At 50.9% G+C, this 15126-nt stretch carries 16 protein-coding genes and 2 pseudogenes; 6 read left to right on the top strand and 12 right to left on the bottom strand.

Annotation, left to right across the window (positions count from 1 at the left end; all coding sequences use genetic code 11):
* The first annotated feature begins 846 nt into the window (after positions 1-846).
* Positions 847-2100, top strand: a complete 1254-nt coding sequence (locus ACYP2A_RS01790; protein ID WP_459742203.1) for an AAA family ATPase — start codon at positions 847-849, stop codon at positions 2098-2100.
* 1 nt (position 2101) lies between these two features.
* On the top strand, positions 2102-2737 hold the full coding sequence (locus ACYP2A_RS01785) for an RloB family protein (RefSeq protein ID WP_459742202.1): 636 nt from the start codon (positions 2102-2104) through the stop codon (positions 2735-2737).
* 376 nt (positions 2738-3113) lie between these two features.
* On the opposite strand, the gene ACYP2A_RS01780 is transcribed toward ACYP2A_RS01785, so the two are convergent.
* The gene (locus ACYP2A_RS01780; RefSeq protein WP_459742201.1) at positions 3114-4781 is read right to left on the bottom strand and encodes a hypothetical protein; all 1668 of its coding nucleotides are present in this window, start codon (positions 4779-4781) and stop codon (positions 3114-3116) included.
* A 99-nt stretch (positions 4782-4880) separates the two neighbouring features.
* On the opposite strand from ACYP2A_RS01780, the pseudogene ACYP2A_RS01775 reads away from it, so the two are divergent.
* A pseudogene (locus ACYP2A_RS01775) lies at positions 4881-5333 on the top strand (DUF4113 domain-containing protein); the annotation flags it as partial.
* Between the two features lie 350 nt (positions 5334-5683).
* On the opposite strand, the gene ACYP2A_RS01770 reads toward ACYP2A_RS01775, so the two are convergent.
* The 3 genes and pseudogenes from ACYP2A_RS01770 to dcm all read right to left on the bottom strand — a co-directional run bounded on the left by ACYP2A_RS01770 (position 5684) and on the right by dcm (position 8690).
* The gene (locus ACYP2A_RS01770; RefSeq protein ID WP_459742198.1) at positions 5684-6961 is read right to left on the bottom strand and encodes an Arm DNA-binding domain-containing protein; all 1278 of its coding nucleotides are present in this window, start codon (positions 6959-6961) and stop codon (positions 5684-5686) included.
* Positions 6958-7173, bottom strand: coding sequence for a DNA-binding protein (locus ACYP2A_RS01765; protein WP_459742196.1), 216 nt, complete (start codon positions 7171-7173; stop codon positions 6958-6960). Before ACYP2A_RS01765 ends, ACYP2A_RS01770 begins: the two co-directional genes overlap by 4 nt.
* Before the next feature lie 51 nt (positions 7174-7224).
* A pseudogene (dcm, locus tag ACYP2A_RS01760) lies at positions 7225-8690 on the bottom strand (DNA (cytosine-5-)-methyltransferase).
* Positions 8691-8739: 49 nt separating this feature from the next.
* Here dcm and ACYP2A_RS01755 point away from each other — a divergent pair.
* Positions 8740-9195 (top strand): hypothetical protein, encoded by a 456-nt coding sequence (locus tag ACYP2A_RS01755; protein ID WP_459742194.1) that lies wholly within the window; start codon positions 8740-8742, stop codon positions 9193-9195.
* A gap of 230 nt (positions 9196-9425) precedes the next feature.
* Positions 9426-9716, top strand: a complete 291-nt coding sequence (locus tag ACYP2A_RS01750; protein WP_459742193.1) for a hypothetical protein — start codon at positions 9426-9428, stop codon at positions 9714-9716.
* A 79-nt stretch (positions 9717-9795) separates the two neighbouring features.
* On the opposite strand, the gene ACYP2A_RS01745 is transcribed toward ACYP2A_RS01750, so the two are convergent.
* The 8 genes from ACYP2A_RS01745 to ACYP2A_RS01710 all read right to left on the bottom strand — a co-directional run bounded on the left by ACYP2A_RS01745 (position 9796) and on the right by ACYP2A_RS01710 (position 14697).
* Entirely contained in the window at positions 9796-10386 is a 591-nt protein-coding gene (locus tag ACYP2A_RS01745; RefSeq protein ID WP_459742192.1) for a hypothetical protein, read from the bottom strand.
* The gene (locus ACYP2A_RS01740) at positions 10383-10691 is read right to left on the bottom strand and encodes a hypothetical protein (protein WP_459742191.1); all 309 of its coding nucleotides are present in this window, start codon (positions 10689-10691) and stop codon (positions 10383-10385) included. The genes ACYP2A_RS01745 and ACYP2A_RS01740 overlap by 4 nt, the downstream gene beginning before the upstream one ends.
* A 78-nt stretch (positions 10692-10769) precedes the next feature.
* Positions 10770-11111: a response regulator transcription factor gene (locus tag ACYP2A_RS01735; RefSeq protein WP_459742189.1), complete on the bottom strand. Its 342-nt coding sequence runs from the start codon at positions 11109-11111 to the stop codon at positions 10770-10772.
* 153 nt (positions 11112-11264) lie between these two features.
* A complete protein-coding gene (locus ACYP2A_RS01730; RefSeq protein WP_459742187.1) occupies positions 11265-11759 on the bottom strand; it encodes an Lcl C-terminal domain-containing protein in 495 nt (164 codons plus the stop codon).
* A 600-nt stretch (positions 11760-12359) separates the two neighbouring features.
* On the bottom strand, positions 12360-12611 hold the full coding sequence (locus tag ACYP2A_RS01725) for a DUF1654 domain-containing protein (protein WP_459742185.1): 252 nt from the start codon (positions 12609-12611) through the stop codon (positions 12360-12362).
* 256 nt (positions 12612-12867) lie between these two features.
* Positions 12868-13569: a hypothetical protein gene (locus tag ACYP2A_RS01720; RefSeq protein WP_459742183.1), complete on the bottom strand. Its 702-nt coding sequence runs from the start codon at positions 13567-13569 to the stop codon at positions 12868-12870.
* Positions 13562-13873: a hypothetical protein gene (locus ACYP2A_RS01715; protein ID WP_459742181.1), complete on the bottom strand. Its 312-nt coding sequence runs from the start codon at positions 13871-13873 to the stop codon at positions 13562-13564. Before ACYP2A_RS01715 ends, ACYP2A_RS01720 begins: the two co-directional genes overlap by 8 nt.
* Before the next feature lie 47 nt (positions 13874-13920).
* A complete protein-coding gene (locus ACYP2A_RS01710) occupies positions 13921-14697 on the bottom strand; it encodes a LexA family transcriptional regulator (RefSeq protein ID WP_459742179.1) in 777 nt (258 codons plus the stop codon).
* A 35-nt stretch (positions 14698-14732) separates the two neighbouring features.
* On the opposite strand from ACYP2A_RS01710, the gene ACYP2A_RS01705 reads away from it, so the two are divergent.
* Positions 14733-14981, top strand: a complete 249-nt coding sequence (locus ACYP2A_RS01705; RefSeq protein ID WP_459742178.1) for a helix-turn-helix domain-containing protein — start codon at positions 14733-14735, stop codon at positions 14979-14981.
* The last annotated feature ends 145 nt before the right edge of the window (positions 14982-15126 follow it).

Genomic DNA, 15126 nt, shown 5'->3' with positions numbered 1-15126 from the left:
CGTCTGCCCCAGGCGGTGTCGGTGGAAGACTTCGAAGCCTTGCTGCCGTGGAACTGCTCGCCGCAGATCCCGCGATGACGAAAAACCCCATCTTGTTAAGAGTGGGGTTTATGGCGCGCTTACATTTCTGCAAGCCCAATCCCCCGGTTTACGTGCCCTGTAGGCAGATTGTGAGTATGAGTCTGAGCCCCATGGCCGTCCCTGTGAGTGATAGCGCGCCGTGAGACAGCCAGACGAGGCCAAATAGGGGGTGAAATTGAAAATTCAGGTTGAGGATCTGAGGGGCTCCTTCGCATTGTCGGCGGTGTTGCTCCAAGTGATTTTGTGCAAGGCATGAAAACCGCTGCAGCCCTTGTGTGGCTTGACTCTCAGGCTTTATTTGCCCTATCCCGCATGCGGTTTGGCGCTCTCTTTTAGAGCCGCGCCGATTTTGAAAACTGCACCTTTCGCCGGTTTTTCAATTTTTCACCCAGGCGGGCCGGGCCTTCCAAGAATTGACCCACCGGCGCTGGCCTGTAGTGCGCTGTGCAACGCGATGACATTTCTCTGCAAAACCTTGCACGTTGTGCAATGGCTGTTCCTCTGCGCAACCCCACGGCCGGCGTGGGCTGGAGCATCGGTTGCACCACACCTCGGGTTTGCACAAAAAAGGGACACAAAGCCCGTCGGCGGGAGGGAGATAAGTGTTTTTCTAAAGTTGATTTTTTTGTTTGACTGCGTTTTAACATTTAAAACTCAATGACATGGCAGCTCGCCTGCTCCTAGCGAGCTGCAAAAAAAATGCAGCTAACGGCCTTATCTGCTGTAATATTGATCTATTTAACCATCCAATAGCGGAATTTTCACATGTTAATTGAGTTTTCAGTAACTAATTACAAATCGTTTAGAGATAGACAAACTCTATCAATGGTGGCTGCGCCCAGGCTTGGTAAGAAGAAAAATACATTTAAACCTGAGCTTGATGGTGAGAACTTTCCAGCGCTTCTTAAAGTAGCTGCAATTTATGGTTCGAATGCTTCTGGGAAGTCAAGTCTTGCTGCAGCTATAAATTTCGTTCCTAAGATGATTCTTCATAGAACCCCTGATGACGAAATTCCTGTTAGTCCATTTCGTTTTGATTCTGAATTAATGCAGGCACCTAGCAGATTTGAATATAATTTCATATCTGAAGGAGTCCGGTATGAGTATCTGGTAAGCGCTACTTGTGAGCGAATAACATATGAGTCTTTAGTTGTATATCCAAAAGGTAAGGCGCTAGTGCTTTACTCAAGGAAATATTCGATTGAAGAAGGCGAGGTTTATGTTTTTGGAAGTGGCTTGGAAGGGAATAGTATCCTTCACGAAGCTTGGCGAGACTTGACAGGACCTGGGAATCTATTTTTGTATAGCGTGGGACTACATAGTAGTGAAAGCTTTAATCAGATAACTGCGGCTTACAGATGGTTTAAGAGTCGATATGTTTATATTGGTCAGGATGGAATGCGAAATTGGTCAATGTTGACTAGATCTCATTTGCAAAAGTATCCTGAAATGAACGAAGACTTAGAAAGGTTTTTGTTTGATTTAGATGTTCCCATTACAAAAATTGATTTTGAGAAAATTCCAAATCCTGCAAGGCAAACTGATGATGGATCTAAAGCCCCACGTGGGCACTGGGCTATGGCAGACAAAGAGTTTAAAACGAGACTTACTCATACGACTGCCCTAGGGAGCGCAGAGTTTGGCATAGAAGAAGAATCTGGCGGCACTCAAAATTTGATGGGATTTTGGCTTCCTTGGAAATGGCTGACTGCTACATCACCTAGGCTCGTGGTTGTTGATGAATTTGACAGCAGTTTGCACCCTAAGATTGTTGAAAGGTTAATCAGTAAGCTTTTAGATGAGGATGGAGAAGGTCAACTATTATTTACCACGCATGATACTCACCTCATGAATACAAAGATTTTACGCAGGGACCAGTACTGGATAACGGATAGAGATATAAATGGTGCTACTAATTTGTTTTCTATTCATGATTTTGAAGGGCGAGATAGTGAAGATGTAGAAAAGCGTTATTTTGAAGGAAGGTATCGTGGCTTGCCCGTATTGAAAGGGGATTGATGTGGCTAAGTCAGTTGGGGATTTGCGTCGTAAACCTGCAAGATTTAAAGTGCAGCCTACAGTGTTGATTGTTTGCGAGGACAAGGTTTCTAGTAAGGAGTATTTTCTGGATGCTGCTAAATGGTATCGTTCAAATGCTAAGGTTGAAGTGGCTCATATAGGTGCTACGGACCCTAAGAATATAGTTTTGCATGCGATAAAAAATAAGAGAAATTATGATGAAATATATTGCGCAATTGATCGCGATAAGCATGAGACATTTGATGAGGCGATTTCGCTTGCGCAGCCACACAAAAATGTCACTGTAATTGCGTCTTATCCATGTTTTGAGATATGGTTTTTAATTCATTTTGGTGTGTGTAGGAAACCGTATATGGAGCAGGGTAAAAGATCTGCTGGTGATTGTTTGTTGGTTGATTTGAGGACGAAGGCTGGAATGGCTGATTATGATAAGGGTAGAACTAAGGGTGTGTTTGAGAGGCTGTATGGGGCTCCTTTGGAATTGGCCCGTCAGGCTGCTGAGAAAATGTTGGCTGATGCAGAAAAGTGCGGCGAGCTAAATCCAAGTACAAGAGTACATATATTGCTTAATGAGATCGAAAGGCTGGGTAAACCTCAGAATTTAGCAAGGTCATAATTCATTCGGAAAAATCCTAGTGGTTAAAATAACGTAAACGCGCCATAAACCCCATCTTGTAAAGAGTGGGGTTTATGGCGCGTTTACACTGGTCGAGCTTCGCTTCACGTTTTTGGTCGGAAAACAAAGTAAACATGAGAGCAGGCCTGGTTTGGTTAGGACGCTGGGAGTATAGCCTAGGATCCCGAACCTTGGGTTTTTAGAGGTGCCCTTAAGAGCGGTAAAGGTCTGATTAGTTGGCCGGATCAGCGCTTTTTAACCTCGAGCCAAGAGGGCTGTATAAAACGCGGCCTACTTCAGACCTTTCCTAGGTGTGAGATCCACCTTGGGTTAGGTGGGTTTATGGAATGTTTTTGGTAGTCTTACTAAGTGTTAATCAAGACGGTTGTTCGGTGGATAGTGCGTTAAGTTCATCTTTGAATGATAGCTTTGGTGAGTATAAATTATGAAATGCTCTGCCTATGGCTCCAGAAAATATAACTAGTTCTGGATTTCTGCTTCCGCCCATTAATATGTGGCTCATTGCAATTCCTGGGTAGGGGTCTATGTAATAAATTTCTTTTATGCCTAGTTGATAGGCTTTCTTTGAGCATAGCTCACATGGGCTGGCTGTTGTAAATAGTTTTCCGTTTTCAACGCCTCTCCCACCGTATTTTGATATCTGCAGGAAAGCATTTTCTTCTGCATGGAGAGATCTTGTATGGACTTGGTTTTCTTTGCCGGTCAGTTTATTGTATTCGTCTTTAAAGCAGTATGAGATGTTTCTGCCGGTATTGGCAATTTTTATGAATTTTTCATTCCCTGAGCTGATTGAGTTAATGAATTTAACGTCAAGTTTTTCATATTCTGAATAAGCATTTTGGTCATGGCCATTTGTTAGATCAAACCGATTGCGCAGACTGCATGGGACTTGGCCGAATGGTGTGTCATTCCATCCAACGGACTGGACTGAAAAATTAACATCGGTAACCACGGCGCCTACTTGTCTGGAGATGCATCCAGAATTAAGCTTCGCCGTATAAGCAATTTGCATGCAGCGCTCTAATGGGGTTGGTGTTACTAATCCTGGTCTGATCATTAATGCAAAAAATGTTAATAGTTGATCTGCTAAGGAATTAAAGTTCGAGACCATGTTTCCTGAGTCAGGGTTGTTTACATGCAAGTCTGCTCGTTGCAAGCATGCTTTAATGTCTTGCTTGACATAAGCTTTTTGATTGGTCGCATCTAACTTTCCGTATTCTTCTTTATCAAGCACATCTATCTGAGCGTCGGTATAGCGAAGCCCGCGCAGTCGACGCTTTCGCTCTTCATCATTGCAAGAAACGGCCATTAGATAAGATGAAGAATATCTGTCTTGGAAGTATATGGCTTCAAATGGATTCCTGATCGCATCGATCACTATAAAGGTTTTGTCGCCATCAGCTCTAGCTTTGCGAATCTCTTTAATTATGTTGTTGATTCGCTCGGCTAGTGAAAATAACTTGCCGCTAATAACTTCTCCGGATGTGACGCTGCCAGAATTTCGTAAGTTATTGCCAATGAGTTGGAATAATTTAACATAAGGAGCTGCTCCCATTGCCTCTTTTAGTTCGGAGTTTTTTGCTGGAAGGAATTGTGTATAAAATTCTCGCAAAGAGTTAATGTCGTCAGTGTTGAGTGAGTGGTCTCGAATGGATTTGAGAATATCCGCTGTATTTTTTGAGGTTTCAGGTGTTAACTCTCCTGATCGTCCGATGAAAATTCCTGATTCCGAAATGCTGACTTCAGATAACATCAATAATAGAACGGTGCTGGCTTGGATGGTAATGAAGGGTTTCCAGTTGTGTTTGAAACAATTAAAGATGACCTTCTGCTTCCTCTGATTGGTGTCTTTTGGATCGTGGCCTGAAAATAGAGAGTGTCTAATATCGCCTCCTTTACTAGAAAGAATGCTCGCCACTGTGGAGCAGCCACTGCCAGTACGGCCAGTTAGTCCGATAACAACAAAGTCATCATCGTCACCATATATTTTTGAGATGGTATCTTGAAAGTAGTTGCTATCCATTTCGTATCCTCATCCATCAAAACTGTTTGTTGTTGAAGGTACATCAGGTTAGGGCAAAATGCCACTACTCGGGTTTGCCACGCATTCAATGTGACGTGCACCTCTGAAAAGCTGTGTGCTCAAGGCTCGGTGTGCAAACGCATGCGTATCAGCATGCGGACAGGCATGTTCAACCCTGACGTAGCGAGATACGCACAAGGCGCGCTGGTGGAGTTGCCTTACCCCACCAATGAAACGTTGCCGCTGACTCGGATGTCTAGCGAAGCGGTCGACCGGATTTTTCGGAAAGGCTATCGCTACCGCAAGTCCGAGGTGCTGCTGCTCGATCTACGTCAGCCTGGTGAGTTCACGGGCGATCTGTTTGCAGCGCGGCAGTCTGCGGAAATGGATCAACTGATGAAGGTAGTCGACTAGATCAATAGCCGATGGGGGCGGGGTACCGTCAGGTCGGGGAACGTGCCGCTTAATCCGGATTGGGCAATGAAGCGCGAGATAATGAGCCAGAGCTACACGACCCGGATTGATCAGCTCTGGACGGTGAACTGCAACTGACACCATCGGCAGTAGAGGCCAGGAGTGCTATTGATTTTGCGTCGCGGTGGATTCAAGGAATAGAGGTTTCGTTGGCAGAACGCCGGGGAAGGGATTTTTGCGGTCTGAAGCGGCATTTGGCGGCCTGAAAGTCGCCATTTTTGCCCTAAATTTGCCCTAAACAGGGTGTCTGAAAAGAAAAAGCCCCGACTTTCTCGAGGAAAATCAGGGCTTTAGCTTGTATCGAATATGGCGGTGAAAGAGGGATTCGAACCCGTGAGATACATAATGCATACCGCTCAGGGCCGCTATATGCGGGGCTTTGGGAGATTGGATGGTGTGCAGCGGGGCAGGGCGGGCGGGATTTGGTCCTAAAATGGTCCTGGATTTTGCATCGCTTCGCTGCTGTCTGACTGGCGGAAGCCCATCATTTGCGACACCAGACCGGCCAGGCTTTTTGTATCGCTTGGAATCCACCGACCATAGTGCTTTTTGACCATCGTGGTATCGGTGTGACCCAGCTGTCGAGCTACCCATTCGACCGGTACATAGCTCGACAGCGCCTGGCTGGCGAATGTGTGGCGGCACTGGTTCGGTCCTCGGTGCCGTACACCTACGGCGCTGAGATGGGTTTTGAACCAGCGACCAACGCTTGATGTATACCACGGCTCACCACTCTGGCCATTGCGGAAGACAAAGCGAACATTTTCCCGCTTCGATGTCACGTTATCACGCTGCATGATTTCCACCGTTACGGGCGGCAGGTGGCTCGTGATTTCATGCTGAGCCCGAAGATATTCAATAGCGGGGTCGATAAGCTCCACGCATCTGGCGCGGCTTTTCTCCTTTGGCACCTTGTATTCCGACTCAACCCGCGCACGCCTCACCATCAGCGTCCCGCCCTCCAGATCGACATCATCCCACCCCAGCGCGATCAGTTCCGATACCGACAACCCTGCCCAGCAGTCAAACAGGATCATGTTCACATCCTGTTGCCGGGGTGTTTTGATTTTGCTGATAGTTTCCATTTCTTCGCGGGTGAACGGATCGGCACTGTCCTCGTCCAGGTCCCGTTCAATGTTCTTGATGCGCTCCAAGGGATTGGTCCGAATCACGCCATCAGCGAATGCATCCCCCCATACGCCACGCACAACCGTGAAGATGTCATTCACGGTCTTAGGCGACAGACCCTTCTTCAACAGTTGGGCCTGGAACAGCTCAAGGTCGCTTTTGTTCACTTCAGCAATGCGCCGTTGTTGACCGAATCTGGTGGTTACGTGATTGGCCTTGTATTGATAATTACGACTGGTGCTGGAGGCCTTCTTGGCGCGTTGAACCTCCATCCACCGGGTTACCCCTTCAGCAACTGTGCGCTTCGAATCCCCGCCAGCACGACCCGACAGCATGGCTGCCTTGGCCGACTCGGGGAAGTGAGCGAGATAATCGAATCGACCTTCCTTGATTTCCGCCAGAATCGCCAAGCGTTTATTACTGGCATACGCAATCGATGCCTTGTTGATCTTCGTAATGCCGGCCAACGGTTCCTTGCAGCGCTGACCATTCAAATAAAACGATATGCGGATCATGTTGCCTTGGATCTCTATGCCCGAGGGCAGCTTGGCAACTCCCGGTGGGAGCGTGTCGGTCATGGACGCCCTTCCATCCAGTGCTCAATAGCCAGGCGGCTGTACACCATGCGATTGGCAGGGTCTTTGCGCCAGTGCTTACCTTCGAGCCATATGCCGCTGCTGCGATATTTGCGCGCTGCCTCTGGGCTGATTCCGAAAATGGGAATCAGCAACTCTTGGCGGAACCATGCGCCTGGGTGAGTGTGAAACTCGATTTTCTGTGCTGCTGCCATGATTGGTGCCTGTAATATTAGGGGGCCGCGCATGGCGGCAAATGAGGTGGGTCAAAGCTGTAGAAGGATTCGGCTACCTATCCAGCGAACGATCGGCACGGCTTTACTGTTGCCGATTGCCTTGTAGCGTGGTCCGTCTGGACATTGATCGGCAGGTCTGCCGCGATAGGGGATCAGGGTGTAATCGTCGGGAAAGCCTTGAAGGCGTTCGTACTCGCGAGGTGTGAGGCGCCGGACCTTGGAGCGAATCTGTACAGCTTGCACTTCAGCCCGCGCTTCAAGGGTGTAGGCCCGATCTATCTGGACGCCTACCCCATCAGGCCCACTCCTTGGGTTGGTCCGGGCGGCTCCGGCCTGGATGGCGTGGGTGACGTCATAGGCATCGACACCTTGATCAGTGCCACTGAAAGCCAGCACGTTTTCCTGTCCGTTATTCCTGCCAAGAGCAAAAGCCTTGTTGGAAATACAGGGATCTTGTGTGCCGTGGACAATCAGCAGCCTCGATTCACCAGCCTGTTGCGTAGCACTCCCAGCGGCTTTGCCATTGGCATTTAACGTACCCGAGACCAGATGGCCGGCCATGGCGTGATCTACATCCGATCCGCCATTGGTACTGCGCAACGTGCCAGCCACTGCTGACGTAATCACAAAGGTCTCGCTCTCTATGTCCAATCTGGTGGCTTTGGTTGTCAGCGTTGCTGTCTGCTCTATCGAGCCACCTAGGCTATGGCCACCGAATGCGGACACCTCCTCGATTACGCCGATTGCCGTGCCGTCATCCCGATTGTGTGGATCTCCATATTCGCACTGCACCGAAGGGCCGAAAGGAGAGTGTCCGGCAGGGTTTTGCCCCTGACCTCTGCGCGGCGCAATATCCCGACGCATGCCTTCTCGCTCAAAAAGTACTTCGACGGGATCGAACCCTTTTCGAGCACTTGCGACAACGAACACACGGCGGCGCCGTTGGGCCAGGCCGAAATATTGGGCATCCAGAATCCGCCACGCGACTGTTCTCCGGGGGCCATACACACAACCAGCGTCTTTCCATTTTTGCCCTGGTGGCTGAAGTTCTTCGGATTCGCCCACCAAGGCAGCGAGGAAACAGCCGAAGGCGTTCCCCTTGTCACTGAGGACGCCGGGGACGTTTTCCCAGAGGCAGACGGCCTCGGGATCGCCTCGACGGGTTCGAACATGGTCAATTGCATTGAGCAGCTCCACGTATTTTATGGTTAGGGCTCCACGGGGATCTGCCAGACCGGCGCGCATGCCGGCCACGCTGAATGCCTGGCAGGGTGTGCCGCCGACTAGTAGGTCAGGTGCAGGTATTGAGCGGCCAGTACCTTGGCGACAAGGTGGGTCATGTCGCCGTGGTTTGGCGTGCTGGGGTAGCGGTGAGCCAGTACAGCGCAGGGGAAGGTTTCGATCTCTGCGTACCAAGCTGCGCGGAGACCTGAAGGATGCCAAGCCACAGTCGTGGCCTCGATACCGCTACATACGCTGCCATAAGTAATGGGCACAAAGGCGCCTCGCCGGTATATTGGGTCGCATTGAAAAGGAGTGTTTGTTTTGACGCAGAATGACTTGTTTCAAATGGTGACGGCATTTAGGTCTGCTCTCCATGATCTATCGTGGGAGGGTTTTCACTTCAATATCTCGATTACAAATGAATTTCCTTTTGCGTCCTGTGACGACTCCTCAATGCTTTTGGCCGCTTATCTTAAGGATCAGGGATTACCAGGGGCTCTACGTATTTACGGAGAGAAAGGGGGGAGTGATCGAGAACTTGAAAGTCATGTCTGGCTAAAGTATCAGTGCTGGTTGATCGATATCACTGGAAGCCAATTTGAAGGATATAATCAGCCCGATATATTGGTTTCGGAGCGCAGCACTTTTCTCGAGACATTCAAAGTTAAAGGGAAACTTGAAATCGCTGATTTTCGAGAGCGCCCTGAGGCCCTAAGGCAAAGACGCCACTTTCTAGAAGCTTACGATGCACTCAAGGAACGCTTATCTTGCCGCTAAACGTAAGTTGCTGCGGGGATTGAGGGTTGGTCGCCGCAAAAAATTATTGCTTAAACCAGTGCGCATTCCTGCTCAGAACGTTGGCGTTCGTAATCGGTATCGCTTTGAAGGAAACTGGTAGACGGTCGATTGATTTTGTAAATGAGTTCTGTGGGTCGCATAGCAAATGTTTACTGGACGTTTTCCACATTTTTGCCATATTTCTCACTCACTTAATGGAGGTTAGCGTCATGGGTGGAGCAAAACGTTTAATGGAAGAGCAGGAAAATCAGCATAATGTCGCTATCGGCATAGCTATCGATGCTGGCGCTCTTGAAGAATGTGAATACCATGAAGGCACCTATTTAGCTGGTAGTGATGATGTCGAGGAAGCGGTTGAGCTTGGTAGAGAGAAGTTTGCCAGTGGTGATCTTGCAGGTATCTTCGCTAGCGTCGCCGAAGTAGATGAAGCTATAAGGAATGCTGTTATCGAGAATGGTGCCGACGAATGTTACAGTTGCGATAGGCATCGTGACGATTGACAGGGCTTGATTATTCAATCACAGATCCTTAGCAGGATCATCCAACGCCAGCCATGCCGGGCGCGGTTGTGGAGACGCTTCATTTGCGGCCTGGTGGATGTAGCGGGAAGTCGATGCTGTATTCGCTCAGTAGCCGCTTCATCAGCGAACTGCTCATACGCAGCTCTGCACACGCATCCTTACGGGACAGCCCGCGATCCCGAGCCGCCTTGATGCGCACCACGTTCATCGCGTCCGCGACCCGGTTAACGCTGTTCGGCTTGAGCGACGGCGTCGGGTCATACCGCTTAAACTGAAACCCACAGGCCTTGGCCATATTGCGCAGCCGGGTGTTGCTCATGCCCGTCTCTCGGATCGTCTCCGCGAGCGTCATCGTCTTTGCCAGCAGGCGCACGCTGTCTTCTATTTCGGTGCGCGCCTTTTGCTCGGCCTCTGACAATGCGGTGGTGTTGTCGCAGGGCTTGCTCTCGACCTGCTTGCGCCTCGGCACCTTGGGCTTGAGGTCATCATCGATACGCCCATAGGCCTTGGCCGGTGGCTTCGGCTTGTGCACGAAGCCTTGCAGCGTGGCGATCACGCCGCCTCGATTCAGGAAGTTGTCTATCGCGTCGGCCAGTTGCGCAGACAGAACGCTGTTGTGCTGGATCATTGAAAGCTCGTTACTGATCATGGTCGGCCTCGCGATTGAAGCGGGCGGGGGACAAGCTTCTGGTTGGCTGCGGTCTCCATGGCGTCGACGAAGTTCTGCGCAGCGCGGTAGGTAAAGCAAAACCCGCATACCTTCCCGGTCGACAGGTTGACGATGTGAAAGGCTTTGCCCTTCACCTGGATCTGAAAGCGAACGCGGCAAACTGGCTCTGCAAGACCTGAGGTAGAGAGAAAATTTTGGGTTGCAACCTGACAGCGCAGGCGCATGGCTTCGCGGGCCTCGGCTGCTACGCGCACAGCGTCAGGCCAGACGATGATCTGGGACATGGGGTCATTCCTTGATAAAGGCCTGCGCGAGTGCGCGCATTGGCCTGTCTTGTGGGTGCCCTTGCTGTGGGCGATTTTTCAAACATAGCGGTGTGACGCGCGAGGCCCCTGCGGTCTCGGTGGGAGTCGCATGTCACCCGTTGTTGAGTGCATGGCGAGCAGGGCAATCAGCGCGATGCACAGCGGACTGATGATCTGCCGGCGCACCGCTTCGGCGATCAGAGCGGCTTGCCGATTGACCTTGAGTTTGGACATGGCGCTGGTGAGCCGCTTCGATACCGCCACCCGGGAAACGCCCAGTAACCTGGCAATTTCCTTTGCCGTCATGCCCCTGGCTGCCGCCAACGTGCATTCGAGTTCGCGTGGCGCGAGCCCGCGGTCGAGATGGCCTGTCCATGCGCCGCTGATGATCGTTTCCATGATTTATCTCGTTGGCATTTGATTCCGTGGACTGCATTGGTCGGGCATCAGAGAGGAGACCAAACCCCTGCGCAGCGTTAGCGCAGGTCTGGTGCACGCCAATGCAGTCGAGGTGGGTAGTGAAGAGCGCCACATGCGCAGGGCTTGAATGAATTACTGAATGGGCAATGTGCGAACAGGGCGGACGCGACACTCGTTGAACTTGACGTAGTAGCTGTGAATGCCGCCGCTGAAATGCACGCTGGAGGCGTAATTGGCGGAGCGTTGCGAACTCGACCAGACCCAGCCCCACGGTTGATCACCCAAGTGCAGCCAAGCTTCGTACAACTCGGCAGCGGCGGGCAGATAGAAGTCGGTGTGATCATCAGTGGTGTAGGCGGCGACGGCCTTTGCCGCCGGATAATCGTCGCCCGACTCGACCATGGATTTGGTATTGGCTCGACCGTCGACCAAGTTGGTGGCCGGCGATTCGTGGTCATGCGGACCCCATTCAAAAAAGCCCAGATCTGCGCCGATTATCAGGTGATAAGCCTCGTTTCCGTTACGCGCTGGAACGATGCCGGCGTAGATCCCACCTTGGCCCGGCCAGGTCTGACCGATGGCTGGCGGCTGGATGATTTGCTGTGCTGCTGGTGCGGTAATGGTCATTGGTGATCTCCGGTTGATTTCCCGGATACAGCTCATGCGAACTGCATCTGGTGAAATCCCGGCCTCGCGACTGGCGACAGGCCGGGTTTGTTGCGTCAGCAATGTGGTGTTGCTCGTATGCCTAATCCCCCGCTGCTGATGGCAGGTTTCGGCTTCGTCGTGTGCGGCGGTGGGCTTTCCTGTTCACTCCGGCTGGATCAGCAGCGTTGCCGGTGTGGTCATCGGGCCAATACAACATGCGGCGTACAGCCCTGTGCCTGGGGGTGGTTTGATTTGGCACACCACATGAGGTCCGGCGCCCCTCAACGCCGAAGCTCAGGGCGCTAATTCTGTTGCTTGCACCGCCTTGTTGAAGACGATTCGGCCGTGCTCAGGGAGTGTTGCCACTGTGAGCGCTGAGCAGTCAGGGAGCCTCAAGACTATGGCTGTGCTATCCGTCTTGCCGGTCGGTGCTTTCAGAGGTTGGGTTTTTAAAGAGCGGTACCGCTGCGACCTGACAAATATGTACTAATGGTTCATATTGAGTCAAGTACCAAAAGTACACATTTTTCCTCTGGGCGTGAAAAAGCCCGCACGCTGGCGGGCTTTTTATGATGGCTGTTAGCCTTCTGCCGAGGTGGTCCAAGACAGATGAATAGCACTGCTACCCCGACGGGTAACGGTTACATTTTCGTTTTCCTCGATCTCATCAAAGAGCCGATCCCAGTTCTCAGGTGAGTCATTGTCCTCACGCACGAGCAGTACAGCTTTCGTAGCTTGAGCCGCGGGGCTACTGATCACTTTCCGAACTCTCATGCTTAGTAATTCATAGGGCGAAAGTTGCTTTTTCGTGTGGGACTTATACTTTGTCATGTGGCGTCCTCCTTGTTATATATATTTATGCACATTATTTGCAATGCTTTGTAATAACAAGTCAGCCAAGTGGTCGGAGCTTTGTAGGAGGTTTCCTTTTTTTGTGAAAGTTCTGCATGCTCACAGCGTTATGTGAAAATAGTCAGTTAAGACTGTGCATTTCTATACTGAATGGTGTAAGCAATAATACAGGAATGGGCTTAGTTAGTTGTAGGGGAGGCCGGGAATGAAAAGCCCGGCACTGGCCGGGCTGAGATTATTGGCTTGGCTTTGCAGGTGCAGGTGCAGGTGCTGCTAGCGGTGGCGGGATGGCAGGCGGCTCCTTCGCTGCTCCAGAGGAGCTTTGTCCTGAAGTAAACGCTGCCAAGGTTGTTTGAGCAACCATCAAGGTATTTCCCTGATTGGCAAAATAGGCACCCACTAGAATTGCTACGACGGCAAGTAATTGGACGATGACCGCAGCCCAATAATTTGACTTTACTGTCGCGGCTTGTTTCGCAGCGTCCTCAGCGCCTTCCGCCGCCTGGGTCACTCGCTCGGCGAGCATCTCATATCTCTTGTCCCGTTCAAGCTGCGCCTTGTCTCTCTCGGCTTGAGCTGCAAGGAATCCGTTCAGCCGGTCATCAAGTGAGCGCTCTCGTAGGGCTTGCTCATTCCGAAGTGCGGCATCTCGCATTTCCATTTCCCGACGAGCATCGGAAGCTCGTCGATCAGCATCCTTCTCCATTCGCTCGACGCGCTTATCCATCCGCTCTTCGATGGCGGATAGGGTCTTGCTGAGTTCTTCGCGGGTGATGTCGGTCATGGGGACAGTATTGACTGTAGGGGGGGATTTGTCACTGGCATTGATTTCTACGTCGATTTCGACGTTAACATCAGCATAGCTAGCTTTTGGTGTGCATTTTTCAAATTGCGCCCGTATTGTTTCAAAGCTGGAAGCCGCGTATTTACTAGTCATTGCTTTCGTCCAGCAGCTCTCCTTGGCGGCTCTCTTCTCTGCCAGCAGCCCACCGATCGACTACCACTGCCGCGTGATATCGTAACGTTCCGCAGTTTTGGCAAAAAACACCATAAAATGGCATCGACGATGGTTTTTCTAAGTTCCTCACTGCTGACCGGAAAAGGCAGGCACGCCTGTCATCGGCAATGATAGTAAACCTTTCACCAAGACAACCCACGCACACAGAATCACTGCATTTTTCATCTAGGAAGTCGATGAAGTCATCGCTCGTTAAGCCTTTCCCAGCAGAATCAACATCCATGAACTTTCCTTGGCTTTTGGTTGTTTCTAATTTGTTCGAGTTTAAGTTTACAGGTCGCCACCCCGCCAAATGACCTGGCCAATGACTCGGTGCTCGTCCACGTCACTACGCAGCGGTAAGCGATCAGCACTTTCTTCGTTGTCACTGCGAATTATCCAGCCGCCCAATGGACTCTTGATAAGCCGTTTCACGATTGCTCCCTCTACACCAGCCAACACGAAAATCTGATTGTCGACAGGCTCGAATCGGGATTTATCGACCAGCAACACGTCCTCATGGTTGATGGTTGGACACATGCTGTCGCCGTCAACTGATATGACAATCAGGTTTTTAGGGCTTGCATGCTTGTTACGAAGCCAGTCGCGCTTAAACGCAAGCGTGCCCATAGACTCGACATACGGGTTTTCATGCCCAAATCCGGCAGCAGCCTTGGCGGAGTATTGCGGAATCAAGGCAAATTTTTCGTCAATGCCTTCAATCTCATCACCAGCAGGTAGTGGGCTGACAACTGCTGGCGCAGAGGTTGGGGTATGCGTGATACTTGGGCCAGAGCCGTGCTGGAGCCACTCGATACGAACATCAAGCGCTTGAGCAATCGTGAGCATTTTGGCAGCACCAGGTATCGCCTCACCGTTCAGCCATTTGCTCGCAGCCTTCGGAGTAACGCTGACGATTTTCGCAAGGCGAGCGCCTGCCCCCCATTGTGGGATGCCTTTAGCTGCCAGTGCTGATTTAAGTCGGCTTGTGAAAGCCTCTCGCAATTCTTCTATCTGAACCATAGGTTCAATATCGCACGGCCTTGCATGTACTTTCAGTTCCGACATAATATGTACTTCGGGTTCATATTTTCGGAGGCTTGATGAGCCATCTCAAAAAATCCATTGACGATGCAGGTGGGGTACCTGTGGTGGCCTTGGCTTGCGGCAAAACCCCTCGGGCAGTTTACAAGTGGCTGACCGCTGAATGCCTTCCGCGCACCGATTACACGGGCGAGACCAATTACGCAGAGCAAATATCCGCGCTGGCAAAGGCCAATGGCAAGCCGTTCGAGGCGTCCTGGCTGCGAAGCAATGCGTGCCCCGCAAAGCCCCAGACATCCGTCGCTTAACCACGCCTCACCGCAGCGTGAATTATCCGCCCTAAAGTTATTCCTCAGTAGGGCATTGATTTATATGTTTTTTTATCCAGTAGGAGGGCATCCATGATGACCACCCGATCTGCCGCACCCGTCTTCCGCATGACGTCAAATCTGA

It is taken from the genome of Pseudomonas sp. 3A(2025), from assembly GCF_054589175.1.
The sequence above is the reverse complement of the archived record's forward strand: the minus strand, read 5'-3'. Positions and strand labels throughout refer to the sequence as shown.

Bases quoted from the DNA above. Each gene is read 5' to 3' on its own strand.
- ACYP2A_RS01790 (WP_459742203.1), top strand. From the start codon at position 847: ATGTTAATTGAGTTTTCAGTAACTAATTACAAATCGTTTAGAGATAGA.
- ACYP2A_RS01720 (WP_459742183.1), bottom strand. From the start codon at position 13,569: ATGACTAGTAAATACGCGGCTTCCAGCTTTGAAACAATACGGGCGCAA.
- ACYP2A_RS01715 (WP_459742181.1), bottom strand. From the start codon at position 13,873: ATGGATGTTGATTCTGCTGGGAAAGGCTTAACGAGCGATGACTTCATC.
- ACYP2A_RS01735 (WP_459742189.1), bottom strand. From the start codon at position 11,111: ATGGAAACGATCATCAGCGGCGCATGGACAGGCCATCTCGACCGCGGG.
- ACYP2A_RS01765 (WP_459742196.1), bottom strand. From the start codon at position 7,173: ATGGCAGCAGCACAGAAAATCGAGTTTCACACTCACCCAGGCGCATGG.
- ACYP2A_RS01705 (WP_459742178.1), top strand. From the start codon at position 14,733: ATGAGCCATCTCAAAAAATCCATTGACGATGCAGGTGGGGTACCTGTG.
- ACYP2A_RS01725 (WP_459742185.1), bottom strand. From the start codon at position 12,611: ATGACAAAGTATAAGTCCCACACGAAAAAGCAACTTTCGCCCTATGAA.
- ACYP2A_RS01780 (WP_459742201.1), bottom strand. From the start codon at position 4,781: ATGGATAGCAACTACTTTCAAGATACCATCTCAAAAATATATGGTGAC.
- ACYP2A_RS01770 (WP_459742198.1), bottom strand. From the start codon at position 6,961: ATGACCGACACGCTCCCACCGGGAGTTGCCAAGCTGCCCTCGGGCATA.
- ACYP2A_RS01730 (WP_459742187.1), bottom strand. From the start codon at position 11,759: ATGACCATTACCGCACCAGCAGCACAGCAAATCATCCAGCCGCCAGCC.
- ACYP2A_RS01745 (WP_459742192.1), bottom strand. From the start codon at position 10,386: ATGATCAGTAACGAGCTTTCAATGATCCAGCACAACAGCGTTCTGTCT.
- ACYP2A_RS01740 (WP_459742191.1), bottom strand. From the start codon at position 10,691: ATGTCCCAGATCATCGTCTGGCCTGACGCTGTGCGCGTAGCAGCCGAG.
- ACYP2A_RS01750 (WP_459742193.1), top strand. From the start codon at position 9,426: ATGGGTGGAGCAAAACGTTTAATGGAAGAGCAGGAAAATCAGCATAAT.
- ACYP2A_RS01710 (WP_459742179.1), bottom strand. From the start codon at position 14,697: ATGTCGGAACTGAAAGTACATGCAAGGCCGTGCGATATTGAACCTATG.